14 protein-coding genes are annotated in these 18,079 nt (G+C 61.4%); 8 read left to right on the plus strand and 6 right to left on the minus strand.

The window, feature by feature from the left end; all coding sequences use genetic code 11:
* The first annotated feature begins 120 nt into the window (after positions 1-120).
* Positions 121-1,131 carry an NADP-dependent oxidoreductase gene (locus tag AAGA68_07075; GenBank protein ID MEM9384806.1) on the plus strand — a complete coding sequence of 337 codons (1,011 nt, stop codon included), beginning with the start codon at positions 121-123 and terminating at the stop codon, positions 1,129-1,131.
* On the opposite strand, the gene AAGA68_07080 is transcribed toward AAGA68_07075, so the two are convergent.
* On the minus strand, positions 1,128-2,531 hold the full coding sequence (locus AAGA68_07080; protein MEM9384807.1) for an aromatic ring-hydroxylating dioxygenase subunit alpha: 1,404 nt from the start codon (positions 2,529-2,531) through the stop codon (positions 1,128-1,130). The two genes, AAGA68_07075 and AAGA68_07080, sit on opposite strands and share 4 nt — an antisense overlap.
* A 237-nt stretch (positions 2,532-2,768) precedes the next feature.
* On the opposite strand from AAGA68_07080, the gene AAGA68_07085 reads away from it, so the two are divergent.
* Both AAGA68_07085 and AAGA68_07090 read left to right on the plus strand, forming a co-directional pair.
* Entirely contained in the window at positions 2,769-4,367 is a 1,599-nt protein-coding gene (locus AAGA68_07085) for a long-chain-fatty-acid--CoA ligase (GenBank protein ID MEM9384808.1), read from the plus strand.
* 7 nt (positions 4,368-4,374) lie between these two features.
* Positions 4,375-5,424, plus strand: coding sequence for an NADP-dependent oxidoreductase (locus tag AAGA68_07090; GenBank protein MEM9384809.1), 1,050 nt, complete (start codon positions 4,375-4,377; stop codon positions 5,422-5,424).
* Positions 5,425-5,456: 32 nt separating this feature from the next.
* On the opposite strand, the gene AAGA68_07095 is transcribed toward AAGA68_07090, so the two are convergent.
* Genes AAGA68_07095 through AAGA68_07105 form a run of 3 tightly spaced genes read right to left on the minus strand, consistent with a single transcriptional unit; the run spans position 5,457 to position 8,107 of the window.
* On the minus strand, positions 5,457-5,681 hold the full coding sequence (locus AAGA68_07095; protein ID MEM9384810.1) for a hypothetical protein: 225 nt from the start codon (positions 5,679-5,681) through the stop codon (positions 5,457-5,459).
* Between the two features lie 13 nt (positions 5,682-5,694).
* Complete coding sequence (locus tag AAGA68_07100; protein MEM9384811.1) at positions 5,695-7,293, minus strand: NAD(P)/FAD-dependent oxidoreductase; 1,599 nt, start codon at positions 7,291-7,293, stop codon at positions 5,695-5,697.
* A 40-nt stretch (positions 7,294-7,333) separates the two neighbouring features.
* Positions 7,334-8,107: an SDR family oxidoreductase gene (locus AAGA68_07105; protein ID MEM9384812.1), complete on the minus strand. Its 774-nt coding sequence runs from the start codon at positions 8,105-8,107 to the stop codon at positions 7,334-7,336.
* Positions 8,108-8,673: 566 nt separating this feature from the next.
* Between AAGA68_07105 and AAGA68_07110 the strand changes: the two genes are divergently transcribed.
* From AAGA68_07110 to AAGA68_07125, 4 genes are all read left to right on the plus strand, one after another.
* Entirely contained in the window at positions 8,674-9,219 is a 546-nt protein-coding gene (locus AAGA68_07110) for a glycine zipper domain-containing protein (GenBank protein MEM9384813.1), read from the plus strand.
* A 66-nt stretch (positions 9,220-9,285) separates the two neighbouring features.
* Positions 9,286-9,957, plus strand: coding sequence for a hypothetical protein (locus tag AAGA68_07115; GenBank protein ID MEM9384814.1), 672 nt, complete (start codon positions 9,286-9,288; stop codon positions 9,955-9,957).
* A gap of 280 nt (positions 9,958-10,237) precedes the next feature.
* Entirely contained in the window at positions 10,238-12,688 is a 2,451-nt protein-coding gene (locus AAGA68_07120) for a hypothetical protein (protein MEM9384815.1), read from the plus strand.
* A 330-nt stretch (positions 12,689-13,018) separates the two neighbouring features.
* Positions 13,019-13,375 (plus strand): hypothetical protein, encoded by a 357-nt coding sequence (locus AAGA68_07125; protein MEM9384816.1) that lies wholly within the window; start codon positions 13,019-13,021, stop codon positions 13,373-13,375.
* Between the two features lie 388 nt (positions 13,376-13,763).
* On the opposite strand, the gene AAGA68_07130 is transcribed toward AAGA68_07125, so the two are convergent.
* On the minus strand, positions 13,764-14,756 hold the full coding sequence (locus AAGA68_07130; protein ID MEM9384817.1) for a zinc-dependent alcohol dehydrogenase family protein: 993 nt from the start codon (positions 14,754-14,756) through the stop codon (positions 13,764-13,766).
* A 411-nt stretch (positions 14,757-15,167) separates the two neighbouring features.
* On the minus strand, positions 15,168-16,949 hold the full coding sequence (locus AAGA68_07135) for a TIR domain-containing protein (GenBank protein ID MEM9384818.1): 1,782 nt from the start codon (positions 16,947-16,949) through the stop codon (positions 15,168-15,170).
* Between the two features lie 173 nt (positions 16,950-17,122).
* On the opposite strand from AAGA68_07135, the gene AAGA68_07140 reads away from it, so the two are divergent.
* Positions 17,123-18,073, plus strand: coding sequence for a tyrosine-type recombinase/integrase (locus tag AAGA68_07140; protein ID MEM9384819.1), 951 nt, complete (start codon positions 17,123-17,125; stop codon positions 18,071-18,073).
* Positions 18,074-18,079: the final 6 nt, after the last annotated feature.

Consider the following 18,079-nt stretch of genomic DNA (forward strand, 5'->3'; position numbering starts at 1 on the left):
TTTTGTGCCTGAGCGCGGCGCGAGGACGAGCGTAGCAGGTCCCACGGGAGGAGGAGCAACGTGTTCAGGGGCGAAAACGTGCCGCGAAGTCATCAACGAACTTCTAACTCAGGACACTAGATGACCTGTAACCGCCAGTGGTTGATCGACGGCAACCCGCACGGCCGTGCGGTGCGTACGAGCGACTTTCGCCTGAGCAGCAGCTCCCTCGCCCCCCTGGCAGGCGAACAGCTACGAATCCGCGTCGACTACCTGGAGTTCACCCCATCCCTTAAGGGCCAGATGGAGAACCGTCTCGCCTACGCTCAGAAGACGCGGGCGGGCGAGGTGATGCGCGGTCGCGGTCTCGGCACGGTCGTCGAGAGCCGCTGCACGCAGGTACCCACTGGGGCGAGAGTACTGGGCTATCTCGGGTGGCAGGAGTACGCCACGCTGGAGCTCGGCGAGATCACCGTGCTGCCGGACGATCGCTTCACCCGCCACCACCTCGGGCCCCTCGGCTCCACGGGCATGGCTGCCTATTTCGGGTTGTTCGATGCGGGTAGACCAAACCCGGGCGACGTGGTGTTGATCTCTGCGGCGGCCGGCGCGGTCGGCTCCATGGTGGGGCAGATGGCGAAGCTCAGTGAGTGTCGTGTGATCGGCGTGGCAGGCGGGCCCATGAAGTGCCGCCACCTCTGCGATATCTTAGGTTTGCACGAGGCGATCGACTACCGGGAGGAGGATCTGCCGACGCGTTTGCGCGAGTGTGCACCCGAGGGCGTCAACGTCGTATTCGACAACGTGGGCGGTGACTTTCTCCAAGCCGCTCTGGGGCACCTGGCGGTGGGGGCGCGGGTGGTGATCTGCGGCGCCATCTCGCGCTACGAGGCGGCGCAGGCGCCACCCGGTCCGAGCAACTATTTCAACCTCGTGCACAAGCGAGCGACGATGCAGGGCATCCTGTCCGTCGACTATCGCGAGCGCTTCCCCGAAGCCGTGGCCAAGATCCGCGCCTGGCTGGAGAGCGGTGAGTTCACCTACGTCGAGGACATCCAGCAGGGTTTTGAGAACATTCCCGCCGCGTTCCTGCGCTTGTTTTCGGGGCAAAATCTCGGCAAGCAGCTGCTGCGTCTCCAACAGGTGTCCTAGACCGGCAACTCCACATCCGGCGTGGGGGCTCCCCGCTCGCCCGTGTCGATGAATCGATCGACGAGCCTCTGGTAGTAACGAAGGCGCGCCTCCGTGTAGTGCCCGAAGTGCACATGGCCGGACTTCGCGGACTTCATGCCCCGCTGCACCTCGGGGATGTTGGCGAAGTCCTGATCCAGGATCAGCCTAAGTGATGAAGAACCGAAGGCCTGGCTCTGCATGTCCTCGTCGAAGTCCACCACCGTCTTTGGGCTCGGTGGCGGCTTGGGTTGGCCCTCCGGCACCGGCTCCATCCACATGATGTCCATGATCGACTGCTCTGGGTCGCCTGGCGTAGGTCGCCAGCGGTAGACGAGCTTGGGCCCGTAGCCCGCCCAGATGGCCGTGTTCGGGAAGACCGTGTAAAGCAGGTAGTCGAGCACTTCGGCGTCGGACGCGTGGCTCATGTCCGTGTTGTGATCGCGCGCGTAGGTCTCGCGCATGCGTTGGCCGAGGAAGGTACGGGCGCGGAAGCGCTCGGGCAGCGAGGCGAGGTCGAGTTCGTCCACGCGACGATCGCCGCGATCTCGCATGAGGCGCAGCTTCTGGTGCTCGTTCGGCGTTGGCTGGAGCGAAGGTGAGGATGTCGCGGCCGCGGAGATATGGCGCGAGACGTAGGCGTTGAGGAAGTCGTATTGGGAGTTAATGTCAGCGATCGAGGGCAATAGCTGCGGGTGGACCGTATTCGAGTGGTGGCTCTCCATGAAGGACTCTTGCACGGTCTTCCAGTTGCCACGCACGCGCTTCTCGTACCACCAGGCGCGATAGCGCTCGTTCCAGCCAAAGGGCGCCAGGTGCTCGATGAGCGGTGCCGCGACGGTCTCGAAGTCCGTGGCAGCATCATCCATGTTGATGAACACGAAGCACGCCCACACGGCCACCCGGGCCTGGGGCAGGTTCGCGTTTGTCTCATCCCACTGGGGCAGATCCCAGGCGAGAGGGTTGTGGACCAGCTTGCCTTCGAGGGACCAGGCGATGGCGTGGAAAGGGCAGACGAATTTGGTCTTGGTGCAGCTTCCGGTGATCAGTCGCCGGCCGCGGTGCAGACAGCTGTTGTAGAACGCCCGAATGCCCTCGTGGGTGTTCGCGATGATCAGGGAGCGCTCGCCGATCTCGTAGAGAAAGCAATCGCCCGCCTCGGGGATGTCGTCCACAAGGCAAGCGAGCTGCCAGGTGCGGGTCCACAGGTGCTGACGTTCTTTCTCGCGGAAGCTGGGGCTCCAGTAGCGCTCGACGTCGATCGGATCCGTGCCCACGTCGGGAGTCGCCGCGTGCGCCAGGAAATCGGGCACGCCTGTCTCATCCGGCCCCACGATCTGTTCGTAGGTCTGCTCCGGCCTGCCCTTGCGCTCGTCTTCCATGTGCGTACCGACCTCGTGCGCCCGCCAATGAATCGTCCTGCATTTGACGGCGTAAATCGCCCGCTCAAAAGTATAGTTTCAGAATTTCCACGGCCCTATACATTCTACGGGTTGGTGGTGAGTAGCAATGCGGGTGGATCGCGCGATGCGAACGGCGGCAACAGCGATGCGCGATGAGTCGAGTGCTGACGTGGACACCGGCGCAGGGTGGACGCCTGGCGCCGAGCTTATGTCGCAATGCGGTGCGCGAGGGGCAGTCTGAGCGTGGCGGGCGCCGCGTCGAGTGCGCTTACGCTTGGGGACATCGTTCGCCTGCAAGCTGCGCAACACCCGTCAAAGGTGGCCTTGGAGTTCGAGGGACGAGGCGTTTCCTACGGCGCCCTCGAGGAGCGCACCAACCGCGTGGCGCGCGGTCTCGCAGCGCTCGGCATCGCGCCCGAGGACCGCGTCTGCTACCTCGGACACAACACGCTGTGCTACTTCGAACTCCTGCTCGGCGCGTCGAAGCTCGGCGCCGTGACGGTACCCCTGAACTGGCGCCTCGCGACGCCGGAGTTGTGCGCGATCTTCGAGGACACACAGGCGCACGTCATCTTCGTCAGCGATGGCCTCGCGGCTAGGGCGCAAGAGGTGCGAGCGCACCTCGGTGATTCGCGTGTCACCCTGATCGAGACGTCGCACTACGAAGACTGGCTTGCCCTCCACGACGGTGGTGAGTTCACCAGCGATGCGCCTGGCGCTGACCACGCCGTACTCCAGCTCTACACCTCGGGCACCACCGGCAGGGCCAAGGGCGCGTGTCTCTCCAATCGGGCACTGCTTGCCGCGCGAGCGCGCGACGCGAGTGCGGACAGCCCGGATTGGAATCGTTGGTATGCAAGCGACGTCAGCCTGATCGCCATGCCGTGCTTCCACGTGGCCGGCACCAGCTTCGCCCTGAACACGCTATACGCTGGGGCGACTGGCGTCATCGTGCAGCACTTCAGGGCGGAACAGCAGGTTGAGCTGATGCTCGCCCACGGCATCACCAAGCACTTCGTGGTGCCCTCGGCCCTGCGCATGGTGCTCGAGGAGGCGCGCGCTCGCCAGCTCACCTTCCCCGCCCTCAAGTTCATCGCCTACGGGGCCTCGCCCATCCCCTTCGATCTCATGCAAGAGTGCATCGATGTGTTCGGTTGCGGCTTTGTTCAGAAGTACGGCATGACCGAGACCAGCGGCACCTGCGTGGCCCTGGGCCCGGAGGATCACACCCTGCCAGCGAACCCGCGGATGAAGTCCGTCGGCAAACCGCTCGCCGGCGTAGAGGTGCGAATCGTGGACACCAATGGTGCGTGGCTGGCACCGAAGTGCAGCGGTGAGATCGTGGTCCGCAGTCCGAGCAACATGACCGGTTACTGGCGCGACGACAGGGCTACTCGCGATGCCTACCTCCTCGGTGGCTGGCTGCGTAGCGGTGACATCGGTTACTTGGACGAGGATGGCTATCTTTTCGTCCAGGATCGCCTAAAGGATATGATCGTCTCCGGCGGCGAGAACGTGTACTGCGCCGAAGTGGAAGCGGCGCTTCGGGAAAACCCCGCCGTCGCGGACGTCGCCGTCATCGGCGTGCCCGACGCCACGTGGGGCGAGGCGGTGAAGGCCTTTGTCGTGCTCAACGACGACCACACCGCTGACGTACGAGGCATTCTGGCTCACTGCCGCGAGCGCCTCGCGGGCTACAAGACTCCTAAGAGTGTCGATTTTCTCGACGTCCTGCCGCGCAATGCCGCCGGGAAGATCCTCAAGCACACCTTGCGTGCGCCGTACTGGGTCGGCCACGAGCGCGCCGTGAACTGAAGCGCCGATGCACTACGATAACCAGACCTGGATCCTCCGTCGTCGCCCCGTCGGCCAGCTACGCAGCTCCGACCTCGAACTGGTGAACGGCACCATCGAGCACGTGCCGGCGGGCGAGTGCCTGATCAAGACCCGCTACCTCGCGATGGACCCCGCAACGCGCGGTTGGATGGGTGAGTCGGGCGGGTACATGGATCCCTTGCCGCTGGACGGCCCAGTATTTGGCGTCACTGTGGGGGAGGTGATCGTCTCCAAGGACCCGCAGGTGACGCCGGGCACGGTGGTCATGGGCCTTGGTGCCTGGGGCAGGTATTCAGTGGGGCCAATCGTGCCCGGTACGCTGGGTGAGCTCGGCGTGTTCTCGCCAACGCAGGCAAGTGACGAGCAGCAGATTCACCAGTGCCTGCACGCTCTGGGCACCAGCGGTGCCACCGCGTGGTACGGCCTACTCGATGTGGCCAGGATGCAGCCTGGCGATAAGGTCTTCGTCAGCGCCGCCGGCGGCAGCGTGGGCTCCTTGGTGGTGCAGATCGCCAAGCTGCGTGGGGCCGCCAAGGTGGTGGGCTGTGCGAGCAGCGCGCATAGGTGCGAGCAGATCGTCGCGCAGTACGGTGCCGACGCCTGCATCGACTATCGCCATTCGCCGGATCTGCGTGGCGCGCTCGCCCGCGAGTTCCCCGACGGCATCGATGTCTACTTTGACAACGTCGGCGGTGAGGTGCTCGAGGCCGTGTTGGATACGCTTGCACCCGGCGCGCGCATCGCTGCCTGCGGCATGATATCCCAGTACAACGATGCGAAAGGACAGGGCGCGCCGATCCGAAACCTATGGAATTTATTGGTGCGCGAGGCGACGATGACGGGCTTTTTGGTCTCCTCCTACTTCGGCACGGACGCCTGTGGCCGGGCGTTCGCCCAGTTGGCCAAGTGGTTGCAAGAGGGTCAGCTGCGGGCGATCGTGGACGAACGCGACCTATTCCACGATATCACCCGTGCCTACAATCTGCTGTTCAGCGGTGAGAAGTTCGGCCGGCTGATCGTGCGCGTGCCCGACTGATGAGCGTGCGAATCGTCGTTTAGTGGCGGGAGTTAGCTCGCCTTCGGCGAGCGGCGGAAGATGAAGGTCGCGAGAAAGAACCAGAGGTTCTTCTTTCTTTTGATCAGCGCGTAGGCCGAGCGCACATCCTCCGGCGAGAGCACGCCCTTCACCGGCATCGCTCCCATCACCGTGCCGGTAAAGGTGATCTTCCCTCCCTCGCGATCGAGGGACTTGACCTCCATTAGCACGCTGCCGTCTGCACCGTTGACCTTCACACCCAGCTCCTGATCAGATCGCCATGGTCTCGGCGATGTCGGCGCCAAGATCGTCGAGCACTTTCATGGCCGTCGCCCGCCCGCCGCCGGTCACCGCACCGCCTGGGTGCATGAAAGGCCCGGCCAAATAGAGTCCTTCGGCCCCAGGCACTGCGTACTGGGCCAGTGCCGGCGTCGGCCGGCGCCCCAGGTACTGGTGAACCCAGTTGCCAATACCGAAGATATCGCCCTTTTGGAAGGAGGGCGACCACTTCGCCATATCCGCTGGGGATTCCGCTGCGCTGGCGATGATGTTGTCTGCGGTCATGTTGGTACAGTACTGGGCGTACTGCTTCATCATCCACTCCTTGTACAGGTCCCGGACCTCAGCGTTCCAGCCGTCGATCGGTCGGTTGCCGATGGGGCCCGTGTGCTTGAGCTCCAGGGGGGCGAAGTTGTATAGGTACAGCGTGTGCTTCCCTGGGGGCGCGCGGTGCGGGTCGTGGTTCGTGTGGTGGGCGATCACCGCATTGAAGTTCGACGCCAGCTTGCCTGACTTGCAGTCCTTGAGCCCTTGGCGCAGCTCATCCAATGTCGACGGCACGCACTCTACGAGTAGGGACTTGTTGATCTCCGGGCACTTGTAGCTGGGTGCCTCGTGCAGGGCCCAGTGCGTGTTGAGTGCTCCAAAGGACGACAGTTCGCAGTTCTTGGCGTCGGCTACCAGCTGTGCGTCCAGACCCTCGATGTAGTCACCGAGCAGCCAGGGGTGAATGCACGCGATGACGCACTTGTCAGCCTTGATCATCTCGCCGCCATCGAGCTCGACACCCGAGGTCTTGCCGCCGCTGTTGTCGATCTTGCGCACCCAAGTGTTGGTGCGTACCTCGCCGCCATGGGACTCGATGCAGCGCACGAGGGAGTCGCTCAGCGCCTGCGTGCCGCCGCGCACGGAGGTCTCCTCTTGCGTGTGTGCGACTGCCGTGAGGAAGTACAGGTACACGCCGGTGCCGCGCTCGTCCGGGTCGACCATGCCCTCGGCCACCCATTTGATGAAATGCAGGCGCACCTTCTCATGCTCGAACATGCGGCTGATCAGATCTGTAGCGCTGACCAGCATGGCACCGAGCAGCTCCTGGCCGATCGGGCTCTGGTCCAGCATCGCCATGAACGGGCCGAAGGGGAGGGGCGGCTTGAACATGCCGGCAGTGAACAACGGTCCCATCTGCATGACTTTCAGCGCGAACTGGCGATAGGTCTCCGCATCCTTCGGCGAGAACTTGGCGATGGTCTCGCAGGTCTTGTCCAAGTCGACGAAGGTGCCCATCCAGGTCTCGTCGGCGTAGAGGGAAACGTACGTACCCTCGGGGGAATCGAACTGGAGGCCGAATTTCGACTGTAGGTCGAGTTCGTCGTTCACGATCATCGGATTGGCCATGATGAGAATCATGCCCGTGGCGTGCGTATCGTGTTTGAAGCCCGGTGCGGTGACCTCGCGAGAGACTACACCCCCGCCTACGATGTCGTTCTTCTCCAGAACGCACACGCTCATGCCCGACTTCGCCAGATAAGCCGCCGCGGTGAGCGAGTTGTGTCCGGCGCCGACGACGACGGCGTCATACGAGTGCGGCACGATGATCCTCCAAGGTGCTCGAGTAGTGGGGCGTGTGCCGCTACTCCATAATGCGAGCGCTGTGCGCCGCATCCACAGTCAGGGTAGTCCCGGAGACGTAACGCGAGGCATCGCTGGCTAGAAACAGCAGGGGGCCATCGAGTTCTTCCAGGGTGCCAAACCTGCCGATCGGCAGGCGTTCTTGCGCCGCTTGGCCCTCGGGTGTCTCCAGCCACCAACGCGTTAGGTCCGTTTCGATGTAGCCCGGCGCCAAGCAGTTCACCCGGATTCCGTCTTTGATGAGATCCAGGGCAATGGACCGGGTCATGTGAATGACGGCGGCCTTCGAGGCGCAATAGTTAGCGGAGCCGGGTCGGGCGATAGCACCGAGGATGGACGCGATGTTGATGATCGATCCAGGCTTGCCCGCGCGAAGTAGGCGCTGCGCGCAAATTTGCGCAGCGCGGAATAGGCCGTTGACGTTGATATCAAGAACCGAGGTGAACTGCTCGTCGGTCATCTCCGTGACCGGTGCCATGGCCTGAATGCCGGCGGAATTCACCAGAATGTCGACCACACCGATCTGTTCCTCGATGCGGTCGAACGCTATCTCTACGGCCGCCCGGTCCGCAAGGTCGACGCTCAGCGCAAGCGCGCGACCACCGCTCCCTTCGATGCCTTGTGCGACCTCCTGCAGGGGGTCGATTCGACGCCCGATGACCGCCACCTTGGCGCCGTTTTGGGCCAGGACCGCGGCGAAACGAGCGCCCAGGCCGGTGCCACCGCCAGTGACGAGCGCCACCCGTTCTGCTACAGAAAACGCGCTCGAGCTCATGGGAATCCACTCCATCTTACGGTTGACCCTGGGCTCACGCCGTAATGGAGCGGTCGCCAGTCTTCACCATAGAGTCTTGCCTCCCCCCCAGCGGTGGGCAACTGTGGTTTGTGATAGTGGCTCGTGAATGTGCTTCGCCTCTCCAGCTGGGCCGTTGCGAACGGGGCTTCTGTCGGGCTGTAGTAAGACTGGTCGGCCGGATCGCCACGCCTATCGTCGCCTATACCGCCATCACTACCCATTGGGTTGATCTCGCGGTTCCTGGCAGCAAGATCGCAAGGACATAGCCCAACTGGAATCCCCCCCTTGGTCAAAGCTTGGGCCGCTCTGGCGTTTCCTTACGTTTCTTCACCCTTGTTGCCACTCCCTCCCGGTTCTAAGCCGTGCGTTAACTTGCAGTTGCTAGCCTGTTGACCATCGAAATCGCCATGGCCGGATAAGGCGTTGCGCCTAACGGCTTTGTGCTTCTGGTATGCGGGGAGACGGTGCGGTCCCAAGCGTCGTCGTGGACCCCACCTCACCGTAGCTCACTCACCTGCCGCACTAAGAAACCAAAGGAGTTCACTATGTTTGCAAAGCAGTCCCTTCCCCTCGCGATGAGTCTACTCATGTTTTCGCCTTTCGCCGCCCACGCGCAGGGCACGCTCGCCTCGACGATGGAAGTGTACGTCTTCCCCAAGTCGGGGCAGCCCGCGCAGGCGCAGAGCAAGGCCGAGGCCGAGTGCTACCAGTGGGCATCCACCAACACTGGCACGGATCCCTTCGAACTTGCCAAGGATTTGCAGCAGGCGGAGGCTGACGCGCGCCAGGCACAGGCCGCGGCACAGCAGGAGGCTAAGGGCTCGGCAGTGAAGGGGGCTGCTCGAGGCGCCGCGGCGGGGGCCATCGTAGGCGAGATCGCCGATGATCGTGCGGGGAAGGGCGCCGCCGCAGGTGCAGCCGTGGGCGGCGTTCGGGGACGGCTTAAGTCCCGTCGTAACCAGCGTTCGACGGCCAAGGACACCGAGCAGGAGTTGCAGGCGACTAAGGTGGCTTCCGCTGCGGAGCTCGAGAAGTTCAAGAAGGCATTCAGCGTTTGTTTGGAGGCCAAGGACTACTTGGTCAAGTACTGAGAATGGACTCAGATCACCGGTCCGCGAGCGCTGGCCGGCCTTCCCGATGACACAGGAGAGATCGACGTGAAGCGATTGGCATGGGCGAGCGGGTTACTTTGCTTGTTGGCGACCGGCTCACTCTTGGCGCAGGAACCCGATGTCGCCAGGATTCGCGCGTCCATGGTCGAGAACCAGCAAGCGCTGCGACAGTACGTCTGGCATTCGCGGGCAAGGGTGGAGGTGGACGGCGAACAGCAGAAGGTGGATCTATACCAGATGCGCTACAACTTCGCCGGAGAACTGGAGAGCACCCGCCTCGGCGGCGAGGCGCCGGAGCAGAAGAAGGTGCGTGGGCCCGTGCGTAAGCGGCTTGCGAAGAACAAGAAGAAGGGAGCTGCGCAATTCACACAGGCGGTCAAGGATCAGCTGCAGGTCTACCTATCGATTGACAAACTCACCGAGGTGTTGGAGGGCGCCTTCCTGCGGCCAGGAGAGGACACGATCATGCTTCGCTCTCAAGACATGGTGATCGAGGGTGACATGGTGGAGTTCGAGCTGGTTCGAGCGACGCGCCAACCCATGACTATGCGCATTGAGTCTACCGTGGACGATGAGCCAGTGGAGATGACCATCACCTTCCAGCGGCTTCCAGAGGGACCGAACTACCCGGCGCGCCAGGTGGTAGAGACGCAATTGGGCAAGAGAGCGCTGGTGATCACGACGGAGAACTACAACTACATGAAGCAGCCACGTTAGCTCACGGGTCTCTCGCGCAGCCGCAAGGCCCAGCCTTGGCAAGGCGCCCTTGGGCCTGCCGCTACTTGGTCAGAGCGAATCAATCCGCGCGCGATGCCTACGGTGAGCTAAGCACTTGCTAGCGAGTCTCCTGCTAGAGGTAGAGGGTCTTAACGCACCCTGGCGATCGCAGGCTGCGATGCCATGATCTCGACCCTGCGATTATGTCGCGCAGCGGTCATCAGAAGGGACTGCTCTCCTATACTTCGTCGCCGCTATCCACCTTTCCAGGGAGCAGCCGATGACCAAACCACCTCGTACTCACCCTAGCCAAATGAGCAATCTCTTGAGCGCTGCAGTCGCTTTGGCAGTGGGGGCGGCGCAGGCACAAGATCCATTCCCAGCGGAGCTAGAGGTCACCGAGTTGCTGCCCGAAAACGGCGGGGACGGATCGCGAGGAGTTGTCTTCGTCAGCGACAACGAGGGCGCCCGCCTAGGGTGGTCAGTGGGCGGGGGTGCTGACGTCAACGGCGATGGTGTAGACGACATTATTCTCGGGGCCCCCTGGTACTACACAGAGGAACGCTTCGGCGGTCAAGCCTACCTGATCCTAGGAAGTACCACCGGCTTTGATCCGGTGTTCCCGATTGAGCGACTCCGTGCCCGAAATGGAGCAGACGGTAGTGAGGGCACCGTGCTGGAGACGCGCTTTGGCAATCAAACCCTGGGGGAGAGCGTCGACCTGGCAGACTTTAACGGCGATGGTTTTGGCGACCTAATCGTTAGTGCCCCGGGGTCCGATGTGGTGCCCTTCGAGCGAGAGGGGAGAACCTTCATTGTCTACGGTGGACCGAACCTGCCCGCCGAGATATTCGTGCTCGATCTGCTGGCTGACGCTGGCGCCGATGGCTCTCTTGCCCTCGTGCTGAACGGCATCGGGAACTTCGATAGAACCGGTGAGGACGTAGCCCAACTCGGCGATGTCAACGGCGATGGAATGGACGATCTGGGCATTCAAGCGCGTGGTGTCTTTGTGGTTTTCGGAGGCCCTCGCACCGGGCCGGAGTTCGATCTTGTGGAACTGCGGGTAGGAGACGGAAGCGCGGGATACGAAATTCAGCCACCGGAGGGCGCCCGCTTATCCAACGTATCGAGCGGAGGGGATATCAATGGTGATGGGCTAAACGAAATCCTCACAGGCTCCGGGACCATAGACATCGACGGCGTGGCCGATCGCGGCTACGGGTTCAGCGTGTTCGGTGCTCCGACTGGAGCCCTTCCGGCCGAGCTACCCGTGAGCGATCTGCTGGAGCGCAACGGCGGCGATGGCTCCCTAGGCTTCGCCGTGCCCGGCTTTGATCAGTCTGATTTTACAGGTGGGGCAGTGGGCCACGCAGACCTGAACGCTGACGGCTACGACGATGTGGCCATCGGTAGCTTCTTCGCGGACTTTCAATCACCGGGGTCAGCCGGCGCCGTCTATCTGATCTACGGCGGCGCGGGACCCTATCCCGCGGAGATCGATCCCAGCCAACTGTTCGCGGACAACGGCGGGGACGGCAGCACTGGTACCGTCTTCAAGGGGTTCGAGTCTCGCGGCGAAGTTGGATACTCGGTGAGCTCTGCTGGCGATCTCAACGGCGACAACATCGAAGATCTCATCATCGGCGCTACGGGTGCCGACAGCGACTCGGAGCGCGACGTGGGCGAGGCCTACGTGATCTTCGGACGACGGGATGGCTTTGCGGCAGAGTTCGAGCTCTCATCGTTGTTCGCAATAAACGGAGGTGATGGCGGTGATGGGTTCGTGATCCGCGGCATCGGCCAGGATGGCTTACTGGGCTATGACGTTAGCGCCGTAGGGGATGTGAACGGCGACGGGATCGACGACGTAGTGGTGGGTGCGATGGACCGCGATACCAGCGTCGGAGAGTCGGCAGGAGAGGGCTACTTGATATTCGGTCGGCGGACTAAAGTACTGCGCTCCACTATCGATGGAACTGATGGCCGCTCAGGCCTATGCGTGAATTCGGACACGGCTGAGAGTGTGACGGCGCTGTTTCCTGGCGCTTCTCCTTCCGAGACCCTCGATTGCTTGCCGCTTGGGCTTGTGGTCGGCGCTGGAGACGGCATCCGATTGCAGCTGGGCGGTTCTTTCGTAGATGGCTTAAGTGGTCAGACGAGTGGCTTGGAGGTGCCTGCGCAAGTCAGCTGCACAAACCGAGATACCGGCGAGCAGCTGGAGATGAGCACGGACCTCGATGGTCACTGGGACTGTTCGCTCGCTGGCCTGACTGCGGCCGCTGGCGACAGTGTTTCCGTACGGATCCAAGGGACCGCTCCGGGAGGTGAACCTGCCGAATCTGGGAACACCCTCACCCTTGCGGGTATGGACACGCGGATCGGTGTGTGCCGAAACGTCAGCTCGGATACGCTCGCCAGTGGAACGCTCCCGGAACCTGGAGTTCGCGAGACAGTCGATTGCGACATCCTTGGACTGGAGGTCGCGCCTGGCGACACGCTGTTGATACAGGGTAGGGGTGTCTATTTGGGGGCGGCGTTGATCGGCGAGTTTACTGGCCTTGATGCACCGCTCTTTGCCCGCTGCAGCAACGATAGCACTGGCCAGACAGTGACGATTCCCCTTCCGGCCCGTGATGGCTCTTTCGATTGCTTGGCGGCGGGGCTGACGCCCATGGCAGGAGATCAGTTGACCGTCCTCGTTCGAGGTGCCGTTGCTACTAACCGCTGAGTGCGCAAGTTGCTCGCTTGCCGTCCCGCGATAGGTTCTCGATGGCCCTCACCGACTGTCACTGGTGTCACCTGACCATCCAAGGTGTCTACCTTGCTGGCAGGTGATTACAAGAACCAGCGCTAGCTAATAGTAAAGTTCACTCATCAGGTAGCTCTGGTGTCCCTCGTTAGGGCTTGCTTAGGCAACGCCCTAGCGAACCGACTCCGGCTAGGGCGTCGGCGTGTCATGGGGATCAAGGGGCGCGGTACCTTGGAAGGAGCTTTGGGTTTCTGTGCAGTTGAGCTATCATCGCGGCCAGGTTTACTTATGTCGAAAGAGAGAGGCTGAATGAAATACTTCGTTAAGGCTTCGATTATCATGGCACTGGTCATTGCTGCTACAACTCCCGCCCAGGCCACGAATCGGTGGTTCTACGGGCCGGTTACTCAGGTAATTACGCTCCACGATGATGGCAGTTTCTTTGTCTACATAGACAACGTTGACATCAAGAGTTCGTGCGACTACGACCGCGTTAGCTTCGAGGTGTCTGACATGGGGGCTGAGCGCACGAAGGCTGCGCTGTCGATGGCATTGAGTGCATTTGCCGCGGACCGGCAATTCGGTGTCGTGATTGACTTTCCGCCTAGCGGAACCGCTTGTAAAGCGTCATCCACTGCGACCCAGGGAGCGGGTATCAAGAACTAGTCCCTGGCGAAAATTTTAGGCTATATGAACGGGTCAAAGTGCAGCATGTGTCGACGAACCGAGTCGTCCAGGCGCGGCGCAAGCGAGTGTGGCTCCGAAGCGCAGTGAAGCGATCTGTGCGACGGCGTCTCGCCGTATCGAGACGCCATGCGGCCGCGTTGCATGTTCAACCTTGTCGCGCAAGAAGCAGGGTAAGGTGAGGCCTTTGAACTGCGAGTCTAGTTGCCGATCACGAAGTCGACATCGAAACGAGTGCCGAGACATTGGATGTCGCGTACACCCGTTGCACAGCTAAGGTCGGGATTGTCCTCGTGGCACTTAGTCAAACTCGGTGGAGGCCTGAGCGATGCTGTTGCGGCAGCTAGCGCTAACTCCCGTGACCATACTCTCAACTCGTGACGACGACGATCTTGCCGATCTGTGCGTTCGACTCCATGAAGCGGTGCGCCTCGACGATGTCGTCCAGCTTGAACTCCCGGCTCACGAGCGGTTTGTATGCGCCCGACTCGATGCGCGTGCTGATGTAGTTCACCGCAGATGCGGCTAGATCAGGCTGACGAGTCACTTCGAACAAGGTGTATCCGCGGACTGTCAGGCCACGACCTAGCGCTTCCATCAGAGGGAATGGAGTAGGCGCGGTCGCCAGGGCGCCGTAAACGAAAACAACCCCGCCCGGCTTAGTGGCCTTGCCTAACTCGGTGAGCGTTGGTCCGGCGACTGGGTCGAAGACAATGTCGGCGCCTTGGTCATCAGTGATGGCTAGGACACGCTCGGCGAGGTCTTCCTCGTCTGTCACGACCACGTGGTCCGCGCCAGCCTCGACTAACGCATTGGCCTTGTTTCGCCCGCGGGTGGTGGCGATGGCTGTTGCGCCCGCCTCCTTCACCATCTGGATGCTGGCGATGCCAACGCTGCTGCTAGCAGCCGTGATCAGGACAGCCTGACCAGCACTCAGGGACCCGTAGTGCACCAGAGCACCCCAGGCGGTCATGTAGGGCATCCACACTGAGGCGCCTTGGGAGGGTGTAAGCGACGGCGGGTACGCGGCGACCGCGTGGGCAGGAACGATCGCGCTTTCGCCGTAAACTCCGTACGCGTTCATCGAAAAGGCGGGGATAGTCGCGACCTGTTCACCGACCTGGATGTGGTCCACGCCGTCTCCGACAGCGTCCACGGTCCCTGCCGCGTCGTAGCCAATGCGGGCTGGAAGCTCAGGCTGCTCCAGATAGGCGCCCATGCGAAACATGACTTCGGCACGATTGAGACCGATGGCTGCCACCTTGATGCGAACTTCGCTTGCGAGCGGGTCCCGGAGCGGCTGCTCCTCCACTTGCAATACCTCGGCACCACCGAGCTGATAAAAAACAACCTGCTTTGGCATCCCGCACCAATCCTGTCGAGTTGAGGTGCTCTTAGTGTACCGCGTCGATCGGTTAGCGAAAGAGCGCAACTCGGTGCGATGCCAGCGATCCGCTGGACCCCGCTAGGCAGCGCTAACGCTGTGCGAGCGGTAAAGGCTGCTTGGCTCCAGGACGGAGTCTTTGCACGGTGGCGCGCTGGAGATCGGTCTGAGGCATCGAGCCAATCTCCGTCATTGGGTACTCGCGAGGGCCAGGTGCCTGCAGCAAATGGTCGAAGCATCCGCACATTGCCCTTTTGCCTTCGATGTCACCCAGTCCGCCGGCGGTCTCGCTGATCGCCGTATCGAGGTGTCATGATCGCTAAGAAGAAGCAACCTCTGGGGGTGATCGTCGACCATAGCTCTCGTCTCGGGAGCGAGTGTGGCGCGACGCTAGGGCGGTCTCGGGCGCATTGGAGTCCCGCTTTTATCCCCCGTGATACCCCAGACAAGGCGGTCGATCGCGCCGACCTCTCGGAAGTCCACCCAGGTCAGGTCCCGTAGGAAGATCGGAAGCGTCGGGGTGGTCTGTGCTGTGGGCAAGAGCACGGGAATGACCGGCAGCTCCCGATCGAGATACTCGGAAATGAATGCGCGCATTTCCTTGGTATGCCATTGGCCAAAACCTGAGTCGCCAACGATTATGGCAGCCGCTCTGCCGGCTTCGATCTGTGCTTCGATGGCCTCCTGCCAAGTGTATCCAGGCCGCAAGTCCCACTTATCTAGCCATGGGAGGATCCCCCGTTCGATGAGTGCTCGGCCGATCCTCTCCACTTCCTCTTTATCTTCCGAGTTGTGGCAAAGAAACACGTCGTAGTCCGCAGAACTTCGCTTACCGACTATCGTTTGCGTAGCATTTCCTCTCTCATGTGTTTTACGCCTAGTGTGCTTGGCTTCTTCGACTTGACCGCGTCGCTGCTTGGCGTCCACCGGACACGAACAACACACGCGGAAACCCACGTGGGAGTGGCGCTCGCCCGAGAAGTACCAGAATCGGTAGGAATTGGTTGCGCTGAAGGGCAAGTCTTGCCAAGACCCGCCCCGAAGTGAACGGGCTGCATCGCCACTTATCTGCGTGCGCTGCGGACTTCCATATTCATTAGCACACCATTCCCAGACGTTCCCACTCATATCTTCAACGCCATAAGGAGAGGCCCCATGGGGGAATAGCCCAACGGCGATTGTCTCCTCTGGCTTCGCGCCACTGATACCGGCGCCACTCTCGTCTACGTGTGCGTAACCGGCCTCGTACTGATCGCCCCACGGGTAGATGCGAGCGTCTTGTCCCCGAGCAGCTTTCTCCCATTCGTGTTCGGTTGGAAGCCTCACCCGATACCCGAGGCGTTTGCTTAGCCATCGGCAATAGGCCACCGCCTCGCACCAAAGCACCCTTTCCCGTGGTCGATTGGGCACGTTCCAGCGACCGTGGCTCGCGGGCGCTCTATCATCGAGATCCTCCCACCAGGCGTCCTGATCATAGCCGCCATCTTCAATGAAGGTTTGAAATTGGGCGTTAGTCACCGGAAAGCGCGCCATGTAGTACTCGTCGATCTCAATAGGCTCCAAGGCATCGCCAAAGGAGAACGTCCCGCTGGGCACCTTGCACCAGCCGATATCCGGCAGGCCGCCAGCCGATAGGCCTACACCAGGTCCAAGGTCACCTAACCGTGCAAGCCTGTCGCCTATAGCTGCACGCTCCTTTGGCTCTGTGTGAGGGTCATTGAGGAGGGATGGTATCTCCAAGGGTGTATGCCTACCGTGTGGGGACAAGCTAGCCTTGTCGGCCTCAAGCCGCGCTTCAATGTGCGCAAGTAGGCGAGCTTCTGCCTCTTGATCCTGAGTGAACAGATCAACGAAAAGGTGCTGTCTAAGGCCGAGCGGTGGCATCACGTCCTCAAGTCGTACGGGCACGAGCTTGCTTGCCCGTTGCGCTTCCTCCGCTTCGTCTAGCACCCAGTTCGATTCGAGAGCGCTAGACGACCAGAACACGACCACGCAGCTGGCGTCCTCGATGGCTTGGAGGATCGTATCGCTCGGTCGCTCCCCGATCAGCAGCTGCTCTTGGTCCCACCAGATCGGCCACCCGCGGTTTCTGAGCAGACTGACGACTCTCTGTACTGGCAGAGTGTCTGCAGCTGCGTAGCTGAGAAAGACGTGTCTCGCGCTCTCTTCCATGTATCGAAGCTCCTAAGTATCAGTCCGTCTGTCAGCGTACGGTCAACGTTGGCGTCGGGTAGGCATATTCCCAATTCCAGCCCCCAACTTGCACTCCAAGGTGCTTCACTCTTCGTCTATCGGTCCGCACCATAGAACTGTTCTAACACCTAACCCAGGAGGGATTCATGTCCATGCACGGGACCTGCGATGATTTTCTTGCCTACTGTGCCCAGACGCGAAAGCTGTCCGGTCACACTGTAAAGGCCTACGAGATCGATATAAGGGCCTTCCTAAAGAGTCTCGGTGGCGAGGTTTGCGCGACGGAGGTCGACAAGGGTGACCTAAGGGAGTTCGTCGACAGCTGCTTTTCGAGCGGTCTGTCGCACGCAACGGTCAAGCGCCGGATCGCTTGTTTGCAGTCACTCTTTCGGTGGCTTGAGGGTGAGGGGTTGATTGAGAGCTCGCCATTCCACCGTCTAAATCTGAAGCTCCATCTCCCCAAGCGCTTGCCTAGGAATCTGAGCAGAAGCGAGCTTCGCCAGTTGCTTCGAGTCGCGCAACGGCGCATCGGCCTGGGCCCAAAGTCGTCGTACTTGACTGAGGAGTTTCCGGTGATAACTGTAGGCAACATCAACGCAGTGACGACCCTCCTCGCTGTAGAGCTGCTGCTGACCACGGGTCTTCGAGCTAGTGAGCTCACCAACGTATCTCTCGATGATCTCTTCCTTGCGGATCGCTACATCCACATCAGGGGGAAAGGGCAAAGAGAGCGTCGCGTGTTCGTGACGGACGAGTGCATTCAAAATCTGTTGAGGTTGTATGTGCAGATTCGAACCGTGGTGTCGCCAGATCACACAAGACTTTTGGTGAACAGTCGCGGGCGACCCGCTACGCCCCAGTGCGTCCGTCTATGGATCAGGGACCTTAGTTCCAGGGCAAATCTCGGCCGTCGCGCTACCCCCCATATGTTCCGTCACTCGGCTGCGACGGAGCTGATCGGCTCAGGAGTAGACATTGCGCATGTCCAAAAACTGCTGGGGCACCAGAGCATTAGCACCACTCAGCTCTACACCCATATCACCAATGAGGAGGTCAAACGGAGGGTGGTGAAGGCGCAGGTTCGCCGTCGAAACTATGGATAACTGTTA

This window comes from Pseudomonadota bacterium, assembly GCA_039193195.1.
GTDB lineage: Bacteria > Pseudomonadota > Gammaproteobacteria > Steroidobacterales > JBCBZW01 > JBCBZW01.

Excerpts from the sequence above, each read along its gene's own strand:
- AAGA68_07075 (MEM9384806.1), top strand. The coding sequence starts at position 121 with ATGACCTGTAACCGCCAGTGGTTGATCGACGGCAACCCGCACGGCCGT.
- AAGA68_07080 (MEM9384807.1), bottom strand. The coding sequence starts at position 2,531 with ATGGAAGACGAGCGCAAGGGCAGGCCGGAGCAGACCTACGAACAGATC.
- AAGA68_07085 (MEM9384808.1), top strand. The coding sequence starts at position 2,769 with ATGCGGTGCGCGAGGGGCAGTCTGAGCGTGGCGGGCGCCGCGTCGAGT.
- AAGA68_07090 (MEM9384809.1), top strand. The coding sequence starts at position 4,375 with ATGCACTACGATAACCAGACCTGGATCCTCCGTCGTCGCCCCGTCGGC.
- AAGA68_07105 (MEM9384812.1), bottom strand. The coding sequence starts at position 8,107 with ATGAGCTCGAGCGCGTTTTCTGTAGCAGAACGGGTGGCGCTCGTCACT.
- AAGA68_07110 (MEM9384813.1), top strand. The coding sequence starts at position 8,674 with ATGTTTGCAAAGCAGTCCCTTCCCCTCGCGATGAGTCTACTCATGTTT.
- AAGA68_07120 (MEM9384815.1), top strand. The coding sequence starts at position 10,238 with ATGACCAAACCACCTCGTACTCACCCTAGCCAAATGAGCAATCTCTTG.
- AAGA68_07125 (MEM9384816.1), top strand. The coding sequence starts at position 13,019 with ATGAAATACTTCGTTAAGGCTTCGATTATCATGGCACTGGTCATTGCT.
- AAGA68_07130 (MEM9384817.1), bottom strand. The coding sequence starts at position 14,756 with ATGCCAAAGCAGGTTGTTTTTTATCAGCTCGGTGGTGCCGAGGTATTG.
- AAGA68_07135 (MEM9384818.1), bottom strand. The coding sequence starts at position 16,949 with ATGGAAGAGAGCGCGAGACACGTCTTTCTCAGCTACGCAGCTGCAGAC.
- AAGA68_07140 (MEM9384819.1), top strand. The coding sequence starts at position 17,123 with ATGCACGGGACCTGCGATGATTTTCTTGCCTACTGTGCCCAGACGCGA.